The organism is Roseovarius sp. MMSF_3298 (assembly GCF_030733705.1).
Taxonomy (GTDB): Bacteria; Pseudomonadota; Alphaproteobacteria; order Rhodobacterales; family Rhodobacteraceae; genus Roseovarius; species Roseovarius confluentis.
Window position 1 is genome coordinate 12,467 of record NZ_JASHIN010000020.1, and the last position, 24,775, is coordinate 37,241.

Annotated in this window: 25 protein-coding genes and 1 pseudogene; 10 read left to right on the forward strand and 16 right to left on the reverse strand. The window is 56.5% G+C overall.

Annotated features, from left to right (window positions below):
• Positions 1–83 precede the first annotated feature (83 nt).
• A complete protein-coding gene (locus tag RBB18_RS16505) occupies positions 84–992 on the forward strand; it encodes a cytochrome c oxidase assembly protein (protein ID WP_057796576.1) in 909 nt (302 codons plus the stop codon).
• 3 nt (positions 993–995) lie between these two features.
• Here the strand turns inward: RBB18_RS16505 and RBB18_RS16510 are convergent, their stop codons facing one another.
• The 14 genes from RBB18_RS16510 to RBB18_RS16575 form a co-directional block, all read right to left on the reverse strand.
• Positions 996–1,601 carry an SCO family protein gene (locus RBB18_RS16510; RefSeq protein WP_236544574.1) on the reverse strand — a complete coding sequence of 202 codons (606 nt, stop codon included), beginning with the start codon at positions 1,599–1,601 and terminating at the stop codon, positions 996–998.
• Positions 1,602–1,903: 302 nt separating this feature from the next.
• Positions 1,904–2,845: a cytochrome c oxidase assembly protein gene (locus tag RBB18_RS16515; RefSeq protein ID WP_236544575.1), complete on the reverse strand. Its 942-nt coding sequence runs from the start codon at positions 2,843–2,845 to the stop codon at positions 1,904–1,906.
• A 47-nt stretch (positions 2,846–2,892) separates the two neighbouring features.
• Positions 2,893–4,818, reverse strand: coding sequence for a penicillin acylase family protein (locus tag RBB18_RS16520; RefSeq protein WP_057796578.1), 1,926 nt, complete (start codon positions 4,816–4,818; stop codon positions 2,893–2,895).
• Between the two features lie 24 nt (positions 4,819–4,842).
• Positions 4,843–5,010 carry a hypothetical protein gene (locus tag RBB18_RS16525; RefSeq protein WP_057796579.1) on the reverse strand — a complete coding sequence of 56 codons (168 nt, stop codon included), beginning with the start codon at positions 5,008–5,010 and terminating at the stop codon, positions 4,843–4,845.
• A complete protein-coding gene (lnt, locus tag RBB18_RS16530; protein ID WP_057796580.1) occupies positions 5,010–6,581 on the reverse strand; it encodes an apolipoprotein N-acyltransferase in 1,572 nt (523 codons plus the stop codon). Before lnt ends, RBB18_RS16525 begins: the two co-directional genes overlap by 1 nt.
• Positions 6,578–7,048 (reverse strand): signal peptidase II, encoded by a 471-nt coding sequence (gene lspA / locus RBB18_RS16535; protein ID WP_057796581.1) that lies wholly within the window; start codon positions 7,046–7,048, stop codon positions 6,578–6,580. The genes lnt and lspA overlap by 4 nt, the downstream gene beginning before the upstream one ends.
• A gap of 4 nt (positions 7,049–7,052) precedes the next feature.
• Entirely contained in the window at positions 7,053–7,835 is a 783-nt protein-coding gene (locus tag RBB18_RS16540) for a ZIP family metal transporter (RefSeq protein ID WP_057796582.1), read from the reverse strand.
• A gap of 22 nt (positions 7,836–7,857) precedes the next feature.
• A complete protein-coding gene (locus RBB18_RS16545) occupies positions 7,858–8,316 on the reverse strand; it encodes a DUF411 domain-containing protein (RefSeq protein ID WP_057796583.1) in 459 nt (152 codons plus the stop codon).
• A 3-nt stretch (positions 8,317–8,319) separates the two neighbouring features.
• A complete protein-coding gene (locus tag RBB18_RS16550) occupies positions 8,320–9,693 on the reverse strand; it encodes a M23 family metallopeptidase (RefSeq protein ID WP_057796584.1) in 1,374 nt (457 codons plus the stop codon).
• On the reverse strand, positions 9,690–10,316 hold the full coding sequence (locus RBB18_RS16555) for an SCO family protein (protein WP_057796585.1): 627 nt from the start codon (positions 10,314–10,316) through the stop codon (positions 9,690–9,692). The genes RBB18_RS16550 and RBB18_RS16555 overlap by 4 nt, the downstream gene beginning before the upstream one ends.
• Positions 10,316–10,783, reverse strand: coding sequence for a copper chaperone PCu(A)C (locus RBB18_RS16560; protein ID WP_236544576.1), 468 nt, complete (start codon positions 10,781–10,783; stop codon positions 10,316–10,318). Before RBB18_RS16560 ends, RBB18_RS16555 begins: the two co-directional genes overlap by 1 nt.
• 28 nt (positions 10,784–10,811) lie before the next feature.
• Positions 10,812–11,471 (reverse strand): thioredoxin domain-containing protein, encoded by a 660-nt coding sequence (locus RBB18_RS16565; RefSeq protein ID WP_057796586.1) that lies wholly within the window; start codon positions 11,469–11,471, stop codon positions 10,812–10,814.
• Complete coding sequence (locus tag RBB18_RS16570) at positions 11,468–11,890, reverse strand: disulfide bond formation protein B (RefSeq protein WP_057796587.1); 423 nt, start codon at positions 11,888–11,890, stop codon at positions 11,468–11,470. The genes RBB18_RS16565 and RBB18_RS16570 overlap by 4 nt, the downstream gene beginning before the upstream one ends.
• A 4-nt stretch (positions 11,891–11,894) precedes the next feature.
• Entirely contained in the window at positions 11,895–12,464 is a 570-nt protein-coding gene (locus tag RBB18_RS16575; RefSeq protein WP_172977597.1) for an SCO family protein, read from the reverse strand.
• A gap of 552 nt (positions 12,465–13,016) precedes the next feature.
• Here RBB18_RS16575 and RBB18_RS16580 point away from each other — a divergent pair.
• Genes RBB18_RS16580 through ccmI form a run of 4 tightly spaced genes read left to right on the forward strand, consistent with a single transcriptional unit; the run spans position 13,017 to position 17,194 of the window.
• On the forward strand, positions 13,017–15,008 hold the full coding sequence (locus RBB18_RS16580; protein WP_057796639.1) for a heme lyase CcmF/NrfE family subunit: 1,992 nt from the start codon (positions 13,017–13,019) through the stop codon (positions 15,006–15,008).
• A gap of 4 nt (positions 15,009–15,012) precedes the next feature.
• Positions 15,013–15,564 (forward strand): DsbE family thiol:disulfide interchange protein, encoded by a 552-nt coding sequence (locus RBB18_RS16585; RefSeq protein ID WP_057796588.1) that lies wholly within the window; start codon positions 15,013–15,015, stop codon positions 15,562–15,564.
• Positions 15,561–16,046, forward strand: a complete 486-nt coding sequence (locus RBB18_RS16590; protein ID WP_057796589.1) for a cytochrome c-type biogenesis protein — start codon at positions 15,561–15,563, stop codon at positions 16,044–16,046. The genes RBB18_RS16585 and RBB18_RS16590 overlap by 4 nt, the downstream gene beginning before the upstream one ends.
• Positions 16,043–17,194: a c-type cytochrome biogenesis protein CcmI gene (gene ccmI, locus RBB18_RS16595; protein ID WP_057796590.1), complete on the forward strand. Its 1,152-nt coding sequence runs from the start codon at positions 16,043–16,045 to the stop codon at positions 17,192–17,194. Before RBB18_RS16590 ends, ccmI begins: the two co-directional genes overlap by 4 nt.
• Positions 17,195–17,292: 98 nt before the next feature.
• On the opposite strand, the gene RBB18_RS16600 is transcribed toward ccmI, so the two are convergent.
• A complete protein-coding gene (locus RBB18_RS16600; RefSeq protein WP_057796591.1) occupies positions 17,293–19,395 on the reverse strand; it encodes a protein-disulfide reductase DsbD in 2,103 nt (700 codons plus the stop codon).
• A 106-nt stretch (positions 19,396–19,501) separates the two neighbouring features.
• On the opposite strand from RBB18_RS16600, the gene RBB18_RS16605 reads away from it, so the two are divergent.
• The 4 genes from RBB18_RS16605 (at position 19,502) to RBB18_RS16620 (ending at position 22,610) form a co-directional block, all read left to right on the forward strand.
• Complete coding sequence (locus tag RBB18_RS16605; RefSeq protein WP_144435627.1) at positions 19,502–19,693, forward strand: hypothetical protein; 192 nt, start codon at positions 19,502–19,504, stop codon at positions 19,691–19,693.
• Positions 19,694–19,872: 179 nt separating this feature from the next.
• The gene (locus tag RBB18_RS16610; RefSeq protein ID WP_057796592.1) at positions 19,873–20,301 is read left to right on the forward strand and encodes a helix-turn-helix domain-containing protein; all 429 of its coding nucleotides are present in this window, start codon (positions 19,873–19,875) and stop codon (positions 20,299–20,301) included.
• Positions 20,302–20,917: 616 nt separating this feature from the next.
• Positions 20,918–21,688: a transglutaminase family protein gene (locus RBB18_RS16615; RefSeq protein ID WP_057796593.1), complete on the forward strand. Its 771-nt coding sequence runs from the start codon at positions 20,918–20,920 to the stop codon at positions 21,686–21,688.
• Positions 21,678–22,610 carry a cation diffusion facilitator family transporter gene (locus RBB18_RS16620; RefSeq protein ID WP_057796594.1) on the forward strand — a complete coding sequence of 311 codons (933 nt, stop codon included), beginning with the start codon at positions 21,678–21,680 and terminating at the stop codon, positions 22,608–22,610. The genes RBB18_RS16615 and RBB18_RS16620 overlap by 11 nt, the downstream gene beginning before the upstream one ends.
• A 544-nt stretch (positions 22,611–23,154) precedes the next feature.
• Here the strand turns inward: RBB18_RS16620 and RBB18_RS16625 are convergent.
• Positions 23,155–23,918, reverse strand: a pseudogene (locus RBB18_RS16625) (transposase); the annotation flags it as partial.
• 163 nt (positions 23,919–24,081) lie between these two features.
• Between RBB18_RS16625 and RBB18_RS16630 the strand changes: the two are divergent.
• Complete coding sequence (locus RBB18_RS16630; RefSeq protein ID WP_082631147.1) at positions 24,082–24,654, forward strand: L,D-transpeptidase; 573 nt, start codon at positions 24,082–24,084, stop codon at positions 24,652–24,654.
• Positions 24,655–24,775 lie beyond the last annotated feature (121 nt).

The window sequence follows — 24,775 nt, forward strand, 5'->3', positions numbered from 1 at the left end:
GCTCTGACAGGGCGGGCACACAAATTGCCACATACTTGTGTCTTGCGTTGCGTCTTCCAATCGATCAAAAGACCATCGCGACCATGACCATTCAGAAACTCGAAGCCAATGCCTTGCCAAGCGACACTTTGGCCTATGGCAGTATCGTTCTGCTTGGCGCGGCTCTCTGGGCGCTAACCACCTACTTTCCGGCGCAGATGCCGGCGATCCTGCCCTATCAATTCTCGTGGCTGATCTATCTCGCGGTGACGCTGTCGGGGCTCTGGTTCGCGCGCGGGCTCCGGCGGACCGCGCCGGGAGACCGCGTGAGCCGATTGCGGCAGGCGGCTTTCTGGACGGGGTTGGTGTTGTTGTGGGGCGTTACGCAGACCGGGTTCGAATATCTCGCACAGCGCATGTTCTTCACTAATCGGTTGCAGCACGTCGCCATGCATCATGTAGGCCCGGTCCTGCTGGCGCTCAGCGCGGGTGGCCCGGTGCTGCTGGCGGGAGCGCCGGAATGGTTGCGCGCGCTCTGTGCCAGCCGCTTGGTGATTGTTATCTATCGCACGATCCAGCAGCCCGTCATAGCGGTGATACTCTTCGTCGGACTGTTCTGGTTCTGGCTGATCCCGCCGGTGCATTTCGCCGCCATGCTTGACCCGGTGCTCTACCAGGTGATGAACTGGTCGATGGCGGTGGACGGCATCTTGTTCTGGGCGCTGGTACTGGACACTCGGCCCGCGCCGCCCGCGTGGTTGCGTTTCGGCTGGCGCGCTGCGCTGGCCGTGGGCGTCATGTTTCCGCAGATCATTCTAGGCGCGCTCATCTCCTTCGCCACGGTGGACTTGTTTCCCTATTACGCATTCTGCGGGCGGTATTTCCCTTCGATCTCTGCGGTAACGGATCAGCAGATCGGCGGCATCGTCATCTGGATTCCTCCCGCGATGATGAGCGTTCTGGGCCTCTTGGTGGTGGTGCGAAATATGCGCGCCGCCAACGCAGACCTTTAGCCTTCAGGCGCTCATCACGCGGCGGATGTCGCCGGTGGCCCCAGCGATGTCGGCCTGTAGCGTATCGAAACCGGGCCATATGACGCGCGCGTCGCCTTGCGCATCGAAAACATAGACAGACTTGCCGTGCGATACATCATAGGTCAAGTCGTCCGGCTGATGTGGTTCGATCTTGTAGGTGACTTTGAGGCGCCGGGCAAGACGGGCCAGTTGGTTGGGCGTGCCGATCAGCCCGTCAACGCACGGCGTGAAGGCGGCGGCGTATTCCGTCATCACCTCGGGCGTATCGCGCTCGGGGTCCACTGTAACGAAGAGTATCGACAGTTTCGCGGCGTCCTCGCCCAGCTGATCGACCACAGCGGACAGGTTGGAGAGTGTCATCGGGCAGATATCGGGGCAGAAGCTAAAGCCAAAGAACAGCGCGACGACCTGTCCTTCGTAATCGGCCTGTGTCACGCGCGTCCCGTCCTGAGCCCGGGTCATGGTGAAAGACAGGTCGGGTAAAAGCCCGCTTACATCCTCGCCATACCATCCAGCCTCGTTACAGGCGGCCAGCGGCACGACCAGTCCTGCGGACCCCATGCGCCGGAGCAGCGCTCGGCGGGTCATCGTCGCGTCAGTACGGGCCATATTTTACCAATATCGCCACGCCAAAGGCCGTTGCGAAAAAGAGACCGGCAACGCACAGCAAAATCCAGAGCACCATTCGATTGCTCGATCTGGTCGTTCGCTTGACATCGCTCGCCGTAGGGTCCGACGTCTCGGTTGCTTCGGTCCCCTCATCCATACCGGTTTGCTATATCATTTCGGCGCGTATCACAACGTGCCAAGCCGCAAGCGGGATGCGACAAGGTGCCTCGTGAACAGTTCTCGTCATGCCTGCGCATTGCGTGCTGGCGGGATGGCAACGATCACAGTGCATACACAATCGTCACCACCGTTATCATGACGATCAAGAACATGACCAACGCGCCTAGGGCGAGCGTCCGGCCCATGTCACGATTTGGCTTTGCAACCTTCAGACGCAACTCTTCGGCCGTTTCCGGAAATTCGAGCGCGGCGGAGTTCGAGGCGCGCGTCAGTTCGTATCGCGCATCCCAGCGACGCACTTCCGCAGCGTTCCAGCCGTTCATGACCAGAATGATCGCGGCGATCATCACCATCGAGGATGGGACCCAGATCACGTAGCCACCAATCGTTTCATCGGATAAAGTTGCAGATAAGCCGGTGCCTGTCGTTTGGTAGGAGGCATAAAGGGCCACCTCCTTAAGTGTCGTGAGGGAACCCAGAAAAATGTTTGAAACAATCACCACAAAACCGGAGATCAGCCTCGCTCCGCGTCGCGCACCGGCAGGGGGATCCCTCCAGTCGAAAAGCATGCCGAAATACCAGATCCCTGCCAGCACCATCGCCAGATGTGCGAGCAGCTCGACCGCCGCGATGCGCTGCGCAAGTCCGTAAAGGACCGGTATCTGCCAGACGAAGAGCGAAGCGATGAGCAAGGCAGTGGCGGTTGCCGGATGCGCCATGAACCGCACGAACCAGGCGTTCGCCAGCGCGCCGAGGTATCGACGCCACCGACTTTCCAAACCGGCTTGCAGGATGCGCCACGGCTGCGAAACAGCGATGAGCAGTGGTCCTGCAAGGCGAAGGAGAAGATGTTCCACCTGGTGCACCGAAAAGAGGCTGTGCCCCAATGAAGCCAGAGACGCATTCGTGGCCACGAAAATGCAGGTCAAGCCAGCGAAGAACATAGCCTGCCGCCAAAGAGAAACCGTCCCGCGAATACGAGCGGATCGCGCGAGGCCGCGCATGTAGTACCATGCGGCCAAGCTGACGGAAACAAGGGACACTGGCGAAATCGCATATCCAAACGGGTCGAAAAGGAGGAAATATGTGATTATCGGCTCCTCCCTTGTTTTACTGCCCGGCTGTAGGCGGATAAGGGTGAAAGTCGCGAAGTTCCTACTGCGCCACCCCGGGCCAAAGATAGATCGGTTGACATCACGAGGTATTTGCTCTGCATCCACCTAGGAAACAGGTTGTCGTAGAAACGTGACAGCGGATGGCCGGACTGACCGGCAGGCGTGATGAAATAGGAGAGGCTTTCATCCGAAAACGACATGACTGCCTGAAAATTAGTGCCGACGCTGGAGGCGACCGGGCGGTCATTGTCAGAAGCGATCAGTGTATAAGGGTCACCCGAGTATGGCGCTTCGAGAGACAACAAATCGCTGATAATCCCGTTCGACTGGATTGGCGACCACTGCATATTCAGTGTGTGTTCCGCGCCCCAGAACCAGACTGAAGGATCGCTTCCGTACCGGTCAACAAGCTTGGCAATGGCATCATCCAGAGCTGCACGAGCCTGATCCTGGCAGGTCTCAATGCGGGCGGACGGGCGGATGTCGCACCAGATTGCGCTCCCTCTTCGATCTGAAAGGACCGCGGATAGGAAATCAGGATTCGGTCTGGTCCAGACCGCAGTTGCAGATGGAAACTCATCTTGAAGTATGCGTCTTTGCAAAGCACGTACCCATGTCCAGAACACGAGCGGTTCCAGTGAGTAGCGACCCATCTCGCCATTCCATTGAGAAAGCTCGTCCAAAACTTCTTCGCGAAGCTTTCCGACTTTGTTCTCCTTGATGTCGCTTGCGGAACTCACGAACCAGAGCTCTTTTGCCATCAGCGGAAGAAGGGTACGCGCGACAGCGCTGACCGTGTCGCGTTGAACCGCAATCGCGCTCTCGACAGTGAATACGGGCCGGCGATCATCGAGAACTGCAAGTCTGGCGTCTTGAAATGATCCAGGACGCTTGACCTCGCTTTCAGGCCAAACCGCCAGAGTTGTCCGGTCGACCGCTAGGACCTCCAATCCATCTGGCACCTTGTTCATGGTTGCGTTCAGAGCATAGTTCACACCGGCGGACTTGGCCAGACGGTCGAGCATCATCAAGAAATCACTTGTCTGCGCAGCTTTGGAAACTTCTGGTTCTTCTATTTCATTTGGCGAAAAAGATCTGAACGCCCAGGCGACGCGCTCGTTGTGACCAACGACAATGAAAGGCACGCCTGGCATCGTAGCGCCAATCGCGACCCCTTCCGGCGTTTGAAGGTCTGCCAAGTACCATTCGGACGGCAGTGACAAAGGACCACTGATATCCGCCGCAAGCATCGGTGCTCCGGTAGTAGTCCGATCTTCGGGCAACGCCCACGCAGTCAGTTTGACCCTTGGAGAAGCGGCAAACAACTCGGGTGTCGCGGGTCGATCTGACGGAATCTGGTTATCTGGGAATCCAGACAGTTCGTTCTGAAGTTTATCGGGGCGAAGATCGTTCAGAAATGCGTTTGCGACATTGATGCTATCAACGGGCCTCCACGCCGCGATCGTTCTCTCATCCGCGATCAACAGTTCAGGTGCGCCTCTGCCGCGCCCGCCTTCGGACACCAGCCCAAGCCAGGCGTTGACACCTGCGGCATATGCTTCGAGTGCATCCGATGTCGACGGTTCAAGTTCAGCTATCTGCTCAAGTGGCAATAAACCTTGCGCTGTCCGCCTTGCCCTCAATAATTGCCCCAGCCGGTCTTGCGCGTGAACGAAACCGAGCGCGAAATAGCTGTCTGCAGCGGAGCCGGCGGAAATGTGTGGTATAGCTGAAGCATCTCTCAGGACGTTAACCGGGCCTTCTATACCCGCAACGCTAAAGTTCTCTTCATAGTCAGGAACGGAGGCATTGAGCAGAAAGTAGCCAGCACCCCAAACGAACAAGCCTGATGCAAAAATCGACAGGAACAAATATAGTGAAATGAGGATCAGCCGTCTCAATTCGTCGCCCGTACAAAACTAGTTTCAGGATATGATGCGCAAGAAGATCAACGAGGCGAAATAGGCGAGCAAGCCGAAGACAATGCCGGAGCTTGTCGCATATTGAAGCATATCCAGGCGGTCCCCTTTCCGTCGCCGCGCCAGATAGCCACCCCAAATCGTACCTCCGACAAATCCCGCGAGCACCAGCATCACAATTCCTCCGATCTTGTATTTTCGCGATTGAAACGTTGACATGTGAATCCGACGGCAAAGGCTATGCCCCAGGCCGCACAGATGAGCGCTAGCGACGTCCAATCACCGAAACGTGCGTAAGGCGTGGGCGCATGCGCTGCCGGAAGCCTGGCATCTATGACACCAGTTTGCCCGATGTCGAGACGGGCGACGATCTCTCCGCTGGCATCGATAATCGCGGATATCCCAGTGTTGGCCGCGCGGACCACGGGAAGCCCTTCCTCGACCGCGCGCATGCGCGCGGAAGCGAGGTGTTGCTCAGGTCCAATGCTGGTTCCGAACCATGCATCATTTGTACCGTTGAATATCCAGTCAGGACGGAGAAGCTCATCGACCACCTGGCCCGGAAAAATGATCTCGTAACAGATCGCCACCCCGACCAGAGGTGCCCCAGGGATCGCCAGTGTGCGTGGCCCTGGTCCTGGCGTAAAATCGCCTAACCCTTCTGTCAGCCGCTCAAAGGGCAGCAAGCCTTTCAGGGGCACATATTCCCCGAACGGAACGAGATGATGTTTTGCATATCCCGCCAGAATCTCACCGCTGCCGTCATAGGCTTGTACAGTGTTGAAATATCTGGTTGCCCCATCTCCCTCTACGCGGTCCGGCGCACCTGTCAAAAGGACCCTGCCGTCTGGCAAAGCCGCAGATATTTGCGTGCGCGCAATGGCGTCCTCGTCCAGAAAACCGGGGAAAGCCGTTTCCGGCCAAAGCAGCAGATCGAAACGGCCGGGTCGCACAGACAATCTCAGGTATTTTTCCAAGGTTCGCTTGCGGCTGCCCGGTGCCCACTTCTCGACTTGCGGCACATTGCCTTGAACAATGCGCAATGTAATGTCTGTCGGCGGAACGTCTTGACTTGACCAAAGTGTACCGCCACCCCAGAGACCCGTCATCGCAACGGAAAAGAGCGCGAAAACGGACAGACGTCTCTTTGGCGCTACCGCAATCAAAACACTTGGCAAGGTGCCGATGAAGACCGTGAGAAAGCTCATGCCGTAGCTTCCAACCCAGGCCGCTGGCTGTCGCAGCGCGGCGTGATCGACCAAAGCATATGCAGCAAGGTTCCACGGAAATCCTGTCAGAACATGACCCCGCAGCCATTCCGTGGCCATCCAGCAGGTCGCAAGCAAAAGGCCCGCCTTAATACCATGGAGAACTCGATGCTGCATTATGGCGGCAAAAAGCATAGCTGCGCTGGCCGGGAAAATCGCTAGCCCGGCGGACAGTCCCACTACTGCTGGGATCGCCAGTGCGCCGAAACGTTCGGCATCGACGTAAAAGCTCTCGGCGATCCAGGAAATTCCAATCCCGAATTGGCCCAGTCCGAAAGCCCAACCGACAAGGAAAGCGCGCGAGGTTGAGATGTTCCGGAGAACAATAAAGAGCACGGAGAAGGAGACAGGGACCGCGATGAGCCAAGAAAACGGCGGAAGGGTCAAAACCGTCAATCCGCCGGCAACAAGGGCAAGACCTGTGCGCGGGAAGAGGTTTGGGTCCTCACTAACGAACTGCGGCAAACCTGGCTTCATGAATCGGTCTGAAGTCGAGCGCCAACCCACGGCGCACTGAGCAGCACCACGCCGCCAACCACAAAAATATCGGCCATGTTGAAGGCAGGCCAATGCGCCGTCCCGATGTAGAAATCGAAGAAATCCGTCACTGCACGAAAGCGCAGGCGGTCCAGAATATTGCCAAGAGCACCGCCGATGATCGCACCATAGGCAATGGCCTCGACCCGGCTGCTGGAACGGATCAGCATGGCCGCCAACCAGACGCAGATGCCAAGCGCCAATACGACAAGGCTCCACCATGGCGCACCGCCGAGAAGCCCGAAGGTCACCCCGTCATTGCGCAGGTAGATGAGATTGAAGCCGGGAAAGACCGATACACCGGAACTAAGTACAGTCGCATTGGAAACAACGATTGCCTTCGTTGCCTGATCGACAAGAAAGGCGATTAGAGCAGCAAGCAGACCGACGAAGAGGCAAGTTCTCATACGCTTATCCCAGCCAGACGTCGAGGAACAACATGATGACAAGACCAACCGCGAGGCCGAGCGTCGCCCTGTTCTGATGGCCGGACCGGTGGGTTTCCGGAATGATCTCGTGGCTGATGACGTAGAGCATCGCACCTGCTGCGAAGGCGAGACCCCAAGGCAGCAGCGGTTGCGAAAGACTGATAATGCCCGCGCCGAGAAGCCCACCGAAAGGCTCGACGAGACCGGTCAGAGCGGCGATGCCCCAGGCGCGAAACCTGGAATATCCCTCGCCGAGCAACGAAACCGCCACCGCCAGACCTTCGGGGGCATTCTGTAATCCAATACCGATAGCAAGTGGCAACCCGCCCGACAAACCGTCAGCCCCGAACCCGACGCCGACGGCAAGCCCTTCGGGAAAATTGTGGATCGTGATCGCGATGATGAAAAGCCAGACGCGGCGCAGCGATGCGGCGTCTGGGCCTTCCCGCCCCGACTTGAAATGCTCATGCGGCAGCCGTTCGTTCATCAGAGCAACGGCGCCCATGCCAAGCAGAATCGCAACGCAAACGATGGCCGCCGGGAGAGCACCGTTGTCGAACTGTCCTTCGGCTGCGTCGAGAGCTGGAATGATCAGCGAAAAAAACGAAGCAGCGAGCATGACACCCGCTGCGAAGCCAAGCAGCAGATCGCGCGTAGCCCGGGACGGGATGCGCCCAAAAAGAACTGGGACCGCCCCGACCGCAGTCAGCGATCCGGCGGCCAGGCTTCCAAGAAAGCCAAGGGTAATTGGAGAGAAAGGTTCCAAGCGCTGAAGTCTCGGCGATACGTCAGTCAGCGGCCGAATAGCTGCTAAAGATCTCGGTCGATCCATCGCCGCGGATCAGGAAGACGTCATAAGCCTCACGATCGTCTTCCGGTCCCATGCCCGGCGAGCCATAGGGCATTCCCGGCAACGCCAGCCCCACTGCATCAGGACGCTCATCCAGAAAACGCTGAATGTCTGATGCCGGCACATGACCTTCGATCACGTAGGCGTCGACCAAAGCCGTATGGCAGGACACCATGCGCTGAGGCACGCCATTGTCGAGTTTGAAGCGCACAAGAGATCCCCCGAACATGTCCTCGCCTGTCGGCGCGAATCCGCTTTCCTCCAGATGCTTCATCCAGGAGTGACAACAGCCGCAGCCGTTTGTCTTTCGGACGTCAATCTGGATCGCAACGGCGACAGCTTGCCCCGCGGGAAACAAGGCCAGCGTGACTGCAAGGGCGGGAGCCAATCGTTTCATGGATCAAAGCCTTTCGGTTGTCGTTTCGGCAAATTCGCTGGCGAGCCTCTCAGCCAGAAGTGAACGCGCCTCACTCAGTCGCTCAAGCGCGGCCGTGTCGTCCGCTTCACGCTCGGCCGCCTCTGCTAGTCGGTCGTCAGAGAGAGGATCGGTCGGGCGACCGTCGACCAGAACCTCATAATGCAGATTTGGGCCGGTTGCGGTGCCAGTTGCACCGACGCGGCCGATCAAATCTCCGGCCATCACTCGCTGCCCTTGTTCGAGTGTGTCCGGCACCTCGCTGAGATGTGCGTATCGTGTCAAGGTGTCGGATCCATGCGCTATCTCCACCACCCGGCCATATCCACCACGACGTCCGATAAAGCTCACGCGTCCGGGCGCCGTTGCTTTTACCGGCGTACCGCTTGCCGCGGCAAAGTCGACGCCGGTGTGCATGCGCACATTCCCATAGACTGGGTGTGTGCGACGGCCAAAGACGGAACTCAGCCGCGCTCCTTCCACCGGTTGCGCAAACACGCGCAGCACTTCTCCGTCGACATAGATCGTCGCTTGACCGCTGCCGTCGTCCGGCCAGACGATCTCGTAGACCGATCCACCAAGATCCAGCTCAGCGAAGGCAAGCTCAGGCTGACCAATCCTCTTGTTCCCGTCTCGGGCCTCGCGCCAAAGGAGGCGCATCGTCTCGCCACCCGCGAGATCACGACGGAAATCCACGGTGCCGCCCAGCATCTGCGCCAGGTCCACCGCAAAACGGGCGGGGATGTCTGCCGTGTCCAGGGCAGCGAAAATCGAGCTCTCGATCACCGCCTTGCCGGCGAAAGTCACCAATTCGGGGTCCGGCTCCAACACGCGAGCGGCAAGCAGTTCGCCGAAGACCGCCTCTATCCGGACACCGTCTTCGACGGCGAGTTCTACACGACGCGGGTTGTCGTCCGTTGTGGAAACCACGGTAACGATGTGACCCGGACGCAGACGGCGCAAATCGTATTCCGCGCCAATCGCCAAGGCGATTTCGGCGCGATCCGAAGCATCCAGCCCCGCATCGGAGAGGACCGCATCAAGCGTCTCGCCCGACGCAATCTCGCGCGACCAGGTGACCAGCGAGGGCTCGATAGATGGCAAGGAGGTATCTGTGGGGGAAACGGTCAGGAGGGGCACGGGTCTGAACTCGAATGCGATATCCGCCTGGGCGAGTGTGGGGCGGACCGAATTGATTTCGGCAATCCGGGGCGGCGTGAGCGGATCGGGAGTCCAGAGGGTCGCTTCAGCAATCGAAGGGGGCACCGGTTCTTTGGACAGAACGCCAGAGATGGCGATGCCGGCAACCGAAATCGCGCCTGCGACCGCCACGGCCGCCAAGACAGTTCCTATCTTCATTTTGCCCCCTCTACGTTTTCTGTCAGTGCGCGCCGGATCTTTGGCACCGCGAATTCTCTTGGTTCGTGATAGTCGATCATCGTGACGAGCTCACCCTCGGCATCGAACAGGAATACGCTTGCCGTATGGTTCATCGTATAGCCGCCGCCCTCAGTCGGGACGCGCTCAAATGAGGCACGAAACCCTTCTGTGGCGCGGGCAATCTGGTCTTCCGGCCCCGTCCAGCCACGAATGACCGGATGAAAATAGCCGACATATTCGGCCATGGCCTCAACCGTGTCCCGCTCCGGATCGACCGTGATGAAGACAACGTTCATCTCTGATGCTTCGTCGCCCAGTTCCTCAAGCCAGCCGGAAATATCCGATAGGGTCGTCGGGCAGATGTCCGGGCAGTAGGTGAACCCGAAGAATACCATTGTCGGACGACCGATCAGGGTGCCAGGCCCTACCTCATTTCCCTCGTGGTCGGTCAGCCGAAACTCCATCGCCGATAGGGGCAGGGGCCGCTGCCCTTTTGGTTCAGGCGCACCAAGCCCGTCCACCCGCCACCAGCCCACGAAGAGCGTCATGCCAAGGACGCCGGCACCGGCTGCGCCGTATAGAAGGAGCTGCCGACGTTGCATCAGCCCTCTGGTCCACGCGCGGCGATCCCGAGGATTGGGACCTCGACCGTCACCTTGCCGCCATCCGAGAAGGTCAGTGTCAGCGGGAAAGTCTCGCCTTCGGCCATCGGCTCTTGCAGCTTCATGAGCATGGCGTGCAGCCCGCCCGGCTCCAATGCCACGCTTTGGCCGGGCTCAATCGTGATCTCGCCTGCAGGCGCCATGGAACTGAGGCCAGCGGAGTCGGTTTTCGTCTCATGGATCTGGGGCATCATTGCCAGCGGTGTCGCAATTTTGGTCAGCGTAACGGCGTCGTCACCCCTGTTGCGCACGGTCATGTAGGCAGCCCCCGGACGGCTCGTGCCGATCGAGGCGCGGGACCACGCGCTCTCGACGACGACATCCTCCGAGCCGGCAAATCCCGGGGCCGACAGGCCCGTGAGCAGCAAGAGAAAGGCCAATCCCTTGATGTGTGGAAGTTTTTTCACGACAATTTCTCCTGCATCTGACCGCGTATCAACTTTGGCTGGCCGCAACTTCCGTCGCCACCAGCCGCCGTAGTTCCGCCTCACCGAACGGGTCTAGCGGTTTGGCATTTACGTAAAACGTGGGCGTTTGTCGCACGCCAAACGTTTTGACATCGGCACGGTCTTGGTTCAGCACCGCTACAACATCGGGGGCCAGCATCTGCGTCTGGGCAGCTTCGACATCCAGACCTCCGCTTGCGGCAATCTCAAGGAGCAAACCCGGCTCCGGCGCACCATGGGACGCCCATCGGGGCTGCTCTTGCAAGACCGCTTCGAGCACCGGTTCGAACACGTCCTGCATCCGCGCAGCTTCAAGAACACGGATCGCTTCCACCGAAGCGTCCCCGTGAAAGGCAGTGTATCTAATTACGACACGTACCGCATTACCGTGCCCAGCCATGATATCCTTGACCACGGGATAGAATGCGCGGCACGCCTCGCAAGCTGGATCGAAAAACTCGACAATCGTGACAGGCGCCGTCTCGGGGCCGAGGATCGGGGAATAGGGCCGGATCAGCCCATCGGCCAATTGCGGGTCGACGGGGGCGGCCTCGGCAATCGCCTCGGGGCGGGTTGCGTACCATGCGGCACCGCCGAAACCGGCGGCACCGAGAGCGAGAACGGACAGGATGAGGCCGCGTCGTTTCATTTTTGTGTTTCCTTCAGTGAGACAGCCGACAGCAGACCGATCATCGCGAAGGCGACGAGCGCCATCAGTGGGATAGGAATGCCGAAGAACAATTGATTGTCGTCGGTACAGGATGGGCCGCTCGCAGTGCAGGGCTGGATGCGTTCGGGAATCAGCCCGAAATAGAGGCCGAGGTGCCAAAGTGCTATGGCGGCGCCACCGATAGCCAGCGCGATCGCGTAGCGACCGACGCGCCGGTCCTGCCACCACAGCCCAAGCCCGAGAATTATGGCCAAGGGGAACATGAAAGTGCGTTGAACCCAGCAGAGTAAGCAAGGAGTCTGCCCCAGCACCTCCCCGATGAAGAGTACGGCGAGAGATGCGTTTAGCGCGATGAACCAAGCCAGGCCGAGAGCAGTCTCTCCGGAAAGTCGGGTCATAAAATCAGAGCCTCTCTCTTAGGTCGGCGAGGATATCTTGAGCGGGGGTGCCATAGGGCCAAGATTTTGCGAAGCCTGCTTGCGTGTCGAAAAGGAAAAGATGTGATGTATGCCCCATTGTATAGCCGTCTGATGCTGCAGCTTCCTCGATCCGCTCGTAGAAGATTGGAAAGGTTTCGGATGTCTCATCGATCTGTTCCGGTGTGCCTGTGAGCCCGATGATGCCCGCGTCGAACTTTGGCACATACTGCGCCAGTGCGGTCGGGTTGTCTCGTTGGGGATCTATCGTGATGAAGATTGGTTGGACTTTTGACGCGTCATCTCCCAAACCCTCCATCACCGCTGCGACCTCTGAGAGCGTCGTTGGACAGATGTCAGGACAATTTGTGAAGCCGAAGAAAACCAGCATCCACTGGCCTTCGAAGTCCTCTTCTGTAAAAACCATTCCATTGTGCCCTGTTAGTTCGAACTCCGCAAAAAACGGCGGTTCACTTACATCTCGCCAGCTGGCGGCACGGTAGTCAGCCGATAACAAAAACCCGATAAAGGCGAACGATGCCGCACCCGCCAGCATCCACAATATCTTCTGAAGACCTGAAAGCACCACGCAGCTTTGCACAATTTCTGCTCCGATTTTTTCTTTCTCGTACATCCTGCAGCAGCTGTAGGTTCAAGCTCTTTTATCCTTCTGAGACGGCACGTCACGCGACTGTGAATGGGAAGTTGCCATCCGTTTTGAATGACTGCCCAGATTGTCATTTGTCGTATTGGTTAGGTTCGCGATCGACGTCACGCTGGTGACGATCTGCAAGCATCCACGATGCCAAGGTCCGTGCAAAGCGTTTTAAATATTAAAAGATAGCAATCAGCGGATCTGAGAGCCAAAGCAAAAATTAAAACGTTTGAACCTACAGCTGCTTCAGGAACTACGATGAAGTCGAATCAACACAGTGGCTCCAATCGCGACTTGGACACAGAAAGTTTCCGGTTGGGTCGATGTCAATAATTCGCGAAACCGTTCTCGACTGGCCGAAGTAGATCGAAATGATAAGAAATCTCGTTGACCAATGCCATAGTGGAGAAGTCGTTCTCCGTGATCCGAGAGCGCTCGTCGGGAACATGCAACATGACGCCTGAGATTGGACAGTTTGCGCTAGTCTTGGCGCTTGCAGTCGCAATTGTTCAAAGTGTCCTGCCAATTGTAGGGGCGAACACGGGGCGCGTGCTTTGGATGGAAAGTGCGAAGACGACAGCCGCGATTCAGGTGACATTGGTTGCAATTGCGTTTGGCGCACTCATGCGCTCATTTGTTGTCAGTGATTTCACTGTTCAAAACGTAGTGGAAAATTCCCACTCGCTAAAGCCGATGATCTTCAAGGTTGCGGGCACTTGGGGCAGCCACGAAGGGTCCCTGCTTCTCTGGACCCTTATTCTCGTACTTTTCGGGGCTGGGGTCGCGCTGCTGGGCAGAAACATTCCGGTTGGTCTCAAAGCGCGAACGTTATCGGTTCAAGCCTGGATTAGTGTCGGTTTCCTGAGCTTCATGCTCTTTACATCCAATCCGTTCGAGCGGGTTTTCCCGCCGCCTCTGGATGGCACGGATCTTAACCCGCTTCTGCAGGACATCGGGTTGGCGATGCACCCCCCGCTCTTGTATTTTGGGTATGTCGGCTTCTCGATCGTCTTCTCCTTCGCGGTCGCGGCTCTGATAGAGGGCCGGGTGGATCCCGCATGGGCGCGTTGGGTGCGGCCATGGACTCTGACGGCCTGGATCAGCCTCACTGCGGGGATCGCACTCGGCTCTTGGTGGGCGTATTACGAACTTGGCTGGGGCGGCTGGTGGTTTTGGGACCCGGTTGAAAACGCATCCTTCATGCCTTGGCTTCTCGGCACGGCACTCCTGCACTCGGCTATTGTCACGGAAAAGCGGGATACGTTCAAAAGCTGGACCATTCTTTTAGCCATCCTGACCTTTTCTCTGTCACTTCTTGGGACATTTATCGTCAGATCCGGCATTTTGACATCCGTTCACGCGTTCGCGGTCGACCCAGCGCGCGGCGTGTACATTCTCGGCCTTCTTGGTGTGACAATTGTCGGCTCACTGACACTTTACGCATGGCGCGCGCCTCAGCTTGGATCGGTTGGCGTCTTTCGGCCAATCAGCCGCGAGGCTGGGCTTTTGCTCAATAATCTTCTGCTCGCGACCGCAACGGCGACCGTCCTTTTTGGAACACTCTATCCATTGTTTGTGGAAGCGGTGACTGAAGAAAAGATCTCTGTAGGACCACCGTATTTCAACGCGACTTTTATCCCTTTCATGCTGCCGCTCGTCATAATAATGGGAGTTGGCCCATTCCTGTCTTGGAAACGGGCCGATCTTCCCGGTATCTGGCAACGGCTGCGTTTGATTTTTGGTATCGCGATTGGTGTCGCGGGGATCGTTTGGTACCTTCAGACAAACGGGCCCCTGCTCGCTGTGGTCTCAATAGGGATTGCAGCCTGGGTTTTTTTTGCGACTTTGCGCGAATGGGCGCTGCGTATCAAGCTCTTTGATCTACCGCTTTCTCAGTCGCTGCGTCGCGCGCGGAACCTGCCGCGCTCCGCGCACGGTATGACGCTCGCGCATCTCGGCGTTGCAATGCTTGTGCTTGGATTCGTAGGTTCAACAGCCTGGAAGGAAGAACGTGTTCTTTTCGCAGAACCGGGGTCGACCGTGGACATCGCAGGTTTTGAGGTAATATTCGACGGCGTCGAACGGTTCCGTGGTCCAAACTACATCGCACAACAAGGCCAGCTTCGCGTCTTGAAAGATGGACGGGAGATTACGCTTCTTCGTCCGGAGCGCAGAAGCTATCCAGTTGCGGGGACGTCCACAACCGAATCTGCAATCCGATCAACGCTAAGCGGTGATCTCTACGTCACCATCAGTGAACCTGCGGCCGAAACGGCGTCGGGCCAGTGGAATTTGCGCATCCTCTACGAACCACTGGTTAATTGGATATGGATCGGAGCGACGATGCTGGTGCTTGGCGGGTCCCTCTCGCTATCGGACCGGAGATTGCGGGTGGGTGCGCCGTCGCCAAAGAGCCGGTCGTCAGCGCTTCAACCGGCGGAATGATACGATGAAGAAAATCATTCTCGCGCTGCCAGCGCTGATCGCAGTAGTCTTGGGTGGATTTTTGTTCTGGGGGCTCAACCCAGACCGTGATCCTAACGCAATCCCTTCCGCTTTGGTCTCCGAACCAGTTCCGGATTTTGAACTCCCACCGGTAGAGGGTACTCAGACACCCGGACTGTCGTCCGCAGCCCTTCGTAGCGTTGGCGAGCCGGTTTTGGTCAATGTATTCGCTTCATGGTGCGTGCCCTGTCGTGCTGAGCATGTGGTGCTCACAAGGCTTGTCGAACAGGACGGTGTTCGGCTGATGGGGATCAACTACATGGACAAATCAGCAGATGCAGCCAATTGGCTGGAGGAGCTTGGCAACCCCTATGAGAGGATCGGATCAGACAGCGAAGGCCGCGTCGGGATTGAGTGGGGTATCTCCGGCGTACCGGAGACTTTCGTGATCGATGGAACGGGGATCGTAGTCTATCGCTATGTTGGTCCCATTGTGACGCCAGAGGCACAGGATGAAATTCGTGCTGCGTTGGCCGCAGCAGGTGGTCAATCATGAAGGGTTGGCTCTATTTACTCGTACTGGTGCTTGCCGCGACAACCGCGGCCTGGGCTGTGGAGCCAGATGAGTTGCTGGATGATCCGGTGCTTGAGTCGCGCGCCCGGGAGCTTTCAAAGCAGTTACGCTGCGTTGTCTGCCAAAATCAGGATATCGATAGCTCGAATGCTGGTGTTGCCCGAACGATGCGCACCTTGCTGCGCGAACGTCTGATTGCAGGTGAAACAGATGACGAGATCATTGCGTTTTTCGTAGATCGCTACGGTGACTTCGTCCTTTTCAAGCCGCGACTGAAACCCGCCACATATTTGTTGTGGTTCGGACCTGCGGTTCTTCTTGCCGTTGGGATTAGCGTTGTCTTTGTCACAATCAGGCGCCGAAGCAGGGCGGTTCTTGATGGCACTGCTGATCCACTGAGCCCCGATGAAGAGCGTGAGTTCGAGGCCATTTTTAAGGAGAATGAAGGACGGAGAGGCCCATGATTTGGTTGGTGTTAGGCGCGATGGCATCCATCACCGCCCTCCTGTTCTTGTCCTGTCTCTATCGAACGGGTGAAGTCCTGAATAGAAAGGATGGAGCGTTGGTTATCCTCAAGGATCAGCTTTCCGAAATTGATATTGATCAAGAGCGGAATCTGATATCCGTTACCGAGGGGGACGCGGCCAGGGTTGAAATCAAACGCCGCATTCTGGCTGCCGGTCGGCTTGCGACACGTGAGTCGTCGCGCGCAAGTGGGCGAAGCATCATCTTCGCGTCCGCCATTGCTACGCCATTGGTAGCCTTTGCTTTGTATTCTCAAATCGGCTCGCCAAAGATCGAAAGCCAGCCTCTGGCGTCTCGCGCATCTGAAATCCAGAAAGCCGCAAACCTCTCAGAGTTAACCCAGAGATTAAAAACCCGGCTTGAAGCTGACCCGTCGGGTGGACCAAGTGATGGTTGGGTTCTGCTCGGTCAGACCTATATGCGTACAGCTCGTTACGATGATGCCGCCGATGCATTCGAACGCGTCACAGTTCGCGACAATGTAGATATCTCAACCCTACTGCTATTTGCCGAGGCCTTGATCGCAGCCGAGAACGGGATCGTGACGCCGCAAGCGGAAAGCGTGATCGAACGTGCATCAGAGATGGACCCTGATGATCCAGGCCCAATTTTCTATAGGGCCCGGATCCTCGAACAGGACGGGGTTCCAGAGGAAGCGAGGGCGCTTTTGATCGAGCGTCTCAAGAGAGCGGATCGCGCCTATCCGTGGATGGAACTTTTTCTGTCTGTCGCCAACCGATTGGGGGAACAGGTCGGAGAGACCCCTGTCACTCTAGCTGATTTAATTCCGGATCCACAGGACGCACGGGGCCCCCGTGCGGTCGATATCGAGGCCGCCCAAGATATGTCAGTCGAGGAGCGCAGCACTTTTGTCCGCTCCATGGTTGACCGCTTGGCGGCGCGATTGTTGAATGACCCAGCCAATCTTGAAGGATGGCTTCGGCTAGCGGAGGCGTACAGTGTGTTGGGTGACTTTGATGCTGCCCAGAACGCCGCCGGCAAAGCGCGCAGCTTGGCCGAAAGCCTTCCGGAAACCGACCCGACGCGTGCCGCCGCCACGGCCCGATTGGATCGGATCAAAAAATAAATTGAGGCTGCGAATTCTCAGATACATAACAGCTTCCCTTCACCTGAAACTGAACCATTGCAGGTTCTGCCTCTCTTGAGCGATGCAACGGCACTATTTCATCGTTTTCGGACAGCGCTGAGATCGGCAGCCGACAGCGCTTCGAGAACCGCATCCACGGATAGCAATTCAGATAGAATGATACCTTCAGGCGCATCTGGACCGTAGACGATGTTGAACGGAATTGCGTATCTGCCGTGTGTCTCGAGATAGGATTGGATTCTCGCGTCCGGTCGCGTCCAATCCGCGCGCATCGCAATCACCGCTTCCTCGCCAAGTGCTCCCAAAACTGGTTCACGATCTAGGACCAGGGTTTTGTTTGCTTTACAAGTGATGCACCAATCCGCAGTAACGTCCACGAATACGGTTTTGCCTTGCGACACTTCACGCGCGATCCGGGACCGGTCGAACTCGACCCAGTAAGAATTGATCGAGTCTGTTACATCATCGGAGCCTTTTGGCAGCAGTGCAGGGGCCGCCAACGTCATGCCCAAAACCGCAGTCATTCCCCACAGCAAACCGTTATTGGGCTGGGCCTGATAGGCTCTCGTAGCCAGTACGATGAACCCAAGACCCAGCAGCACCAAGCCTGTGAGGGTTGGCGACGTCACACCAATCAAGACCCAGCATAGCCATGCAACGGTTCCGGCAAGCAGCAATCCGAGAACAATTTTCAAGCTTATCATCCAAGGTCCCGGTTTGGGCAGTCGGGACAGAAAACCAGGCCAAGCGGCAACCAGAATATATGGCAGTGCAAGCCCAATCCCCATCGCTGTGAAAACCGCAAGTATATCGCCTGTCGTGCCGGAAAGCGCGAAGGCAATGGCTGTCCCCAGCAACGGGGCGGAACAAGGCGTTGCAAGTATCGCAGCCAGAGCGCCGGTGGAGAAGTCTTCGGCATACCCCCGCCCAAAGCGGCCAGATAGCCTCGCCATCCAACTGCTGGGCAAAGAAATTTCAAAAACTCCAAACAAATTAGTCGCGAAGAGTCCGACAACGAGAATGAGTGCTGTCAAGAAATATGCATTCTGAAATTGCATACCCCATCCAACGGCATATCCGAGCATCTGCAGCGCTATGACCGCAAAGGCCAGTACCCACATGAAAGCAACAGTTCCCCCAGCCGTAGCGACAAACCCCGCGCGCAATTGTGAAACGGAGCGATTCTTCATTCGAAGCGCCGATCCGAATTTGATCGATAGAACTGGCAAGACGCATGGCATTACGTTCACTATCAACCCTCCCAGGAAGGACAGCAAGAGAATCGGGAAAAACTGACCCCTATCTTGGCCGGTTTCGGATGCGTAAGGTGGAGCAGGTACAATGTCGGTGGTGTTCACATCATCGAATGTAACCGCGACATCGTCGTCCACGACAGTAATTCGAAGGGAGGATTGTTCCTCGCTTAACGCGAGAATCGGAATACTTGCCCAAAGACCGGTACGATCATTTGTAAGGCGGATATCGGGCGCACCGAATGCAGAGCCTGCATCAGACTCCGGAAAAATATCGGGATTGTTCCAGCCAGAAGGCCGCGTCATGTGAATAACCAAAGATTGACCCTGCTTCAGCGCTGCGCCCGAGATCGCTATTGCGCTTTCTGTTCCTACGACAGGTACGCGAGCGGCCCATGTCGCGATTTCGGTCGCGGCTCTAGCGTCGACGCCGGATCCCAATGGAACAGGGAGAGTCAGTTCAAACCTTTCCGGGACGCACACATTGGAGCAGATCAGCAGATTGACGATTGCCTTCAGCTCGGCTGACCTATCAGAATCCATAAGCTGCAATTGTAACGGAAATGTAACTTTCTTGCCGTAGCCAAAGTTTTCAATTCCGAAGGCGCGAAAACGCGTGGGTGCGGGCCAAAGCATGTCGACGGATTCAAGGTTTGTGGACCCTTCCCAGTCGATCTCCGGCGGCAGGCCAACCTCGCCGGGTGACCGCCAGTACGCTTTCCATCCTTCCTCCAATTCAATCTTCAAACCCGCCGAAAGAAACAGCGATCCCGGGGCGATTCCCGCTTCCGCGACGATCAAGCGCGCCGTCAGTGCTTCGGACCGATACGCATTGGACTCCAAGGCGCGAACAGGACTTGCCACTAAAACCAGAAAGATTGCAAAACTCACAAGCAACCCGCGATACCAAGCCAAGGCTATACGCATTCTCTGACCTCTTTATCTAAGCGTTCTGTCTGGGCAAGATGACGCACTGTGCAATGTCCTGACGCCTTGCGATGCCTTCAACCTGTCAAGCAGGGAGCATAGCCAATTGTCCAACCGACTGGTCAACAGCGATGCCTGTTCGGGCTTCGTGCAAAACAGCAGTTCTTTCGAATACAGATTTGGCCCGCGTCCCATGATGCCGCAGTTATTGGCTAGTGCCTTGCAAAAATTGATCCTGTTCCGGATCCTCACCACGCGCCAAGACCCCAAAATAAACTCTGAAGACTTGAAAATCTAGCGCTACTCCTTGAGTTCCGATTCTTGATATCTAACATGCGTACATCCTCTAGCCGCTGTAGGTGCAAGCATCATTGGCACTTCTCGATTGGTCACTCACCGGTCTGCGAGACCCAGTTGGAGCTTGCGATACGCGCCGCGTAAATCTACACTGACTGTAGGTAACATGGGGAACCTGCAATGCTGACAATAGGGACGCTCGCGAAGAAGACTGGAACGAAAGTGCAGACCATCAGATACTACGAGCAGATCGGCCTTATGCCTGAACCCGGCAGGTCCCAAGGCGGCCAACGGCGCTATGGCCTCGACGAACTCGACCGTCTATCTTTCGTCCGGCACGCACGGCAACTAGGATTTTCTCTGGACGCGATCCGTGAACTCCTCGATCTCAGCGATCATCCGGAAAAGTCCTGCGCGGAAGCCGATGCAATCGCCCGCCGGCAGCTAAAGCAAGTCGAGCAAAGATTAGCCCGTCTAGAGGCTCTTCGTACTGAATTAAAAAGAATGGTGCGCGAATGCAGCGGCGGGCAAATGTCGGATTGTCGCGTGCTGGAGGTGCTTCGAGACCATTCCGAGTGCTTAACCGATCACCAAGAAATTGGCGCTTGATATTCCCGCCGCAAAAGCCCATCCGCTAACGATTTTGGCCTGAATTTTAGGTTGTTTTACGACGTGCGCTTGAGTGCTACTTGGGGGTTCGACACTTGAAAATTTTACTGAGCGCGTGCAACACGCTAGTTGGATGGCAGCTAGCAAAGATGGTGTTCGGCGAGGAGCTATTTGACGCTCGATCTGCTGGTGCAGGAACCGCTGACACCCACGGCATCTGGAAGAACTGCTCCGCGACCTGTTGACCGTTATTTAGCATGCGGCTGACGCGAAAAAGGCCTGCAGGGGGGTATACTGTCCAGCCCTTGTGTGGGGCCGAGAAGTGGAAGACTTTGCAGCTGCACAGGCCAGCATCAATAGTTGAAAAAGTCGAACGGTCCTGAACCTCCCCCTCTAAATTGGTCCACCGTTATGTTTAGGAAACGGAGGACAGAGAATGGCAAACAAGTGACACAAGCCCGACGAAATAGTTCAGCTGTTGCGGCAGGTTGACGTTCTTGTCGGAAAAGGGATGCCGCGTGCGGATGCGATCCACGAGGTGCGCATAGGTTTGGGGTTGAAGCTATAGCCACTGTAGCAACTATTATTCCCGACATGTTAGTCTTGGAGAGATTCTATGACGAAGGTCGAGCCTTATCTAAAAAAAACGCGATTGCTGAATTATGACGCAACTTCAATTCGGCAGTTGACCAACGGCCGCCACTGGAAAGCTCTTGCAGAACATGATCGCATTGGCGCTGCCTACAACTTCGTCAGGGACGAAATTGCCTTTGGTTATAACCGTTCTGACGACATTCAAGCCTCCGAGGTGCTGGAGGATGGCTACGGTCAGTGCAACACCAAGGGTACACTCCTCATGGCTTTGCTTCGCAGTGTCGGCATACGTTGCAGGCTTCATGGGTTTACCATTCACAAGGCACTTCAGAGGGGCATCGTGCCAGAACTTGTCTACCCGCTCGCACCTTCTGAAATTTTACATTCTTGGGTCGAGGTCGAAACAGTTGAGGGTTGGGTAAATCTTGAGGGTTTCATTCTAGACACTTCTTTTTTGCAAACGCTTCAACGGAAATTCGGCGATGAGGAGGCGCTATGCGGTTTCGGTGTTGCGACGGAATGCCTGAGTGCACCGCCTATCGGTTGGAACGGTACCGACACTTACATCCAGGACAATGGTATTGTCCGTGATCTAGGCACGTTCGATGAGCCAGACGAGTTTTTCTCAGAGTATCGTCAAGACTTCGGTTTTTTGCGCAACTGGCTCTTTCGCCGCTTCATACGGCACTGGATGAACGCGCGAGTACGTGCGATTCGGAGCGGAAAACTACCAAGAGACTCCCAGTCCAGTCGACGAAATCACAGTCACGAGGAGGCAGACCGTGCCGCATGATCACGGCCACGCGCAAACTGACCCAGCAACAGGCGACCGACGCGTATTTATTGCCATCTGGGCTAATGGCCTTCTGACATTCGCGCAGATTATCGGCGGGATACTATCCGGAAGCCTCGCGTTGATTGCGGATGCGCTGCACAATTTCTCAGACATGGCATCGTTGGTTATTGCCTTCGCCGCGCGAAAGATTGCTCGTCGGCCCGCAGACGATCGCATGACATTCGGCTACGGAAGAGTCGAGATCGTCGCGGCTTTAATCAACTATACAACCCTTATCTTGATTGGATTGTATCTCATCTATGAAGGTGGCATACGTTTGATTGATCCCACAGAAGTCCAAGGCTGGACAGTGGTAGTTCTGGGTGGTGTGGCACTGGTGGTCGACACTTTGACAGCGCTGCTCACCTATTCGATGCAAAAGGGCAGCGTGAACATTCGTGCGCTCTTTTTGCACAACCTGTCCGACGCCTTGGCTTCTGTAGCGGTAGTCATTGGCGGCTCTTTAATCATTATTTACGACATGCGATGGGTCGATCCGGCGATCACCATCGGCATCGCTTTTTATATCCTCTATCTGGCTATTATCGAGATAGGCGAACCTATCCGGACATTGATGCTCGGTAGCCCACCCAGCATCGACAACAACGCTGTCCTCGAGGCTTTGCGGAGTGCGGAAGGTGTCGAGGACGTGCACCATGTTCATTTATGGCAGATGCAAGAGCACGAAGTGGCACTCGATTGTCACATCGTTTTGACGGCAGATGGATGGAGCAAGACAGAAAATGTCAAGGCCACACTCAAAAGCCTTCTGAGAGGTGATTTTGGCATTCGTCATTCTAGCCTGGAGTTCGAGCATGTGGATCGCGCACATAAAAACGCCGCCCTTTATGGCCACGGCAACGTCGCAGAAGCAGAGTAGATTAAGAGTCACCGAAACGCACGTAACTGGGACGGATTTCTTAGTTTCCGCCGAAGTTGGCACGCGGGTCAAAAACGAATTGTGCCGGTTCTTGTGACCTCAGACCCGACTCTCCCGCGTCTCTGTGAGACCCTTGATCCGCCTCTCGACGGCATCCAAATCCGTTCGCCGGGCACGTGTCAAAGCAGATGGCCCCTTCAGACTTCCGGATCGACACACTTCAAACTACGTACATCCCGGTAACAACCTCGCGTAAACAGCGAGGCTGCAAAGCTTTCGGCCAATGACATCCTGAAGCTTTTTCGATCCAGTGTCAGGTCCGTCACGATCTTCTTCAGGCGGGTGTTTTCGTGCTCAAGTGCCTTCAACCGGCGCATCTCTGTAACCGCCGGACGTAATTTGCCCAAAACCGCCGTTTGAATTTTCCCCGGACGTAAGGGTCAGGGCCAATTCCGAACCTCATATATTCGGAATTGGCGCTGACCCGGGACACAGGCCTGATGCTCCGAACAGAAAGCGCCGGGGGCAGGCAGGTGAAGGGACTGAGGGAGATCGTGGTGGCGTCGCCGTGCAGGCGCTCGGGCGCCAGAGAATGGGTCCGGATCAGGGCGTGGATCGGCTCGAGCGCGGCAGCACAGGCCCCGACCTTATCATCCAGGGTCGATAGACTGAGATCTACACCCTGCCAGGCGTAGCGCTCGGCCTAGCGGATGAGCGGTTGGTGCGGTCGGAACTTCTCGAACAGAACCATCGCCGGCAGGTTCGGCTCAGCCCATACCCATGGCGTCGGATGGAATGGGGCGGGTAGCTGATTGATCTTCTCGCGGACGGTCCGGGCCACCTTCCATTGCCGGGGGATGACCTCAAGCGTCTCGGTGATGCCTTCGCCCAATTTCACGATGCGGTCCGACCCGCAGAAGGAGCAGGTGGTAGGCGCTTCGATGACCATGCGCTCGCGCGGTAGATGGTTCAGTGAATGCTTGCGCGTCGGGCGTCGGCGTTCGAGGCCGTCGACGGTCGAGGTCTTCGCCACATTCAGGGCTTCAATCTCGTCTTCGGTGGTGGCCGCCTCGAGCTCTTCGAGCTGCAGCTCCAACTGGTCGATCAGCCGGGCTCGGCGTTCCGAGCTGTGGCCAAATTGCTCTCTCCTGAGTTTGGCGAGTCCAGCTTCAGATGCTTGATCATCGCTTTCGAGGTCGAGACCACGGCCCAGATCTACGCCAGCTCGCTCCCGGCAGCCTCGGCGCGGGGCTCCGAAGCGGCAAGCGCGGCGTACAGCCTGGCGATCTCGGTGGCGGCATCTGGCATGGCTAAAGCGTACCGTGCGAGCAAGTATACTCCCAAAAATATGGGTTTGGAGGCGGCCTATCCGGCTTTTTTCGTGCTCAAACTCACGTTTTCTTGAGTTGAACCTAAAGCAACTAGAGCATGCAAAACTGTCTTATGGAAGCGGCAAAGGAACGCTTAAGAAATGGTACGATTCCTCAATAGAAGAATGGCTTTGCGTTCGATCATGGGAGCTGGATTATCAATTTCGGCCGGCCCCGGCTTGTCTCAGAACAATGCAGAGCCGGATACAGTTAAACGGAATATCTCTTCATTTTCGATAGACGAGTGGCAAGATCACTTCGACAATCTTCAGAACGGAGCGATATTGTGCGATACGGTTTCCAGAGCGCTGCAGTTCTGGTCTGAAGACGAAAGCATTTACAAACTTTATCCAACGAGCGTACCCATGAGCGAAGAGCTCACACGCCGCGGGTATACTCGCGTAGTCTACAAGGATCCTGCGCCCGATTGGCGACCAACACCTTCAATGCTTGAGCGCGACCCAACCTTACCAAAATATGTGGCGCCAGGGCCAGAGAATCCGCTAGGTATCAGGGCGCTGCGTCTTAGTTGGCAATACTATAGAATCCATGGCACCCAAGACACACGAAAAATTGGCAGGAGGTCCTCCAGCGGATGCATTGGTCTTTATAACGAACATATCGTGGAATTGTTTGATTTAGCCAAAGTCGGCACGCAGGTAAAAATAATCTAACTTGCATCTCTGAAATTAACATAAGATACATTATGCGCCACGGAGGAGTTGTACCCGGGAGCGCGCTACCCTGAAGTGCGACTCCTATTAGAAAACAATGAGTTATCTAATGGGAGATCTT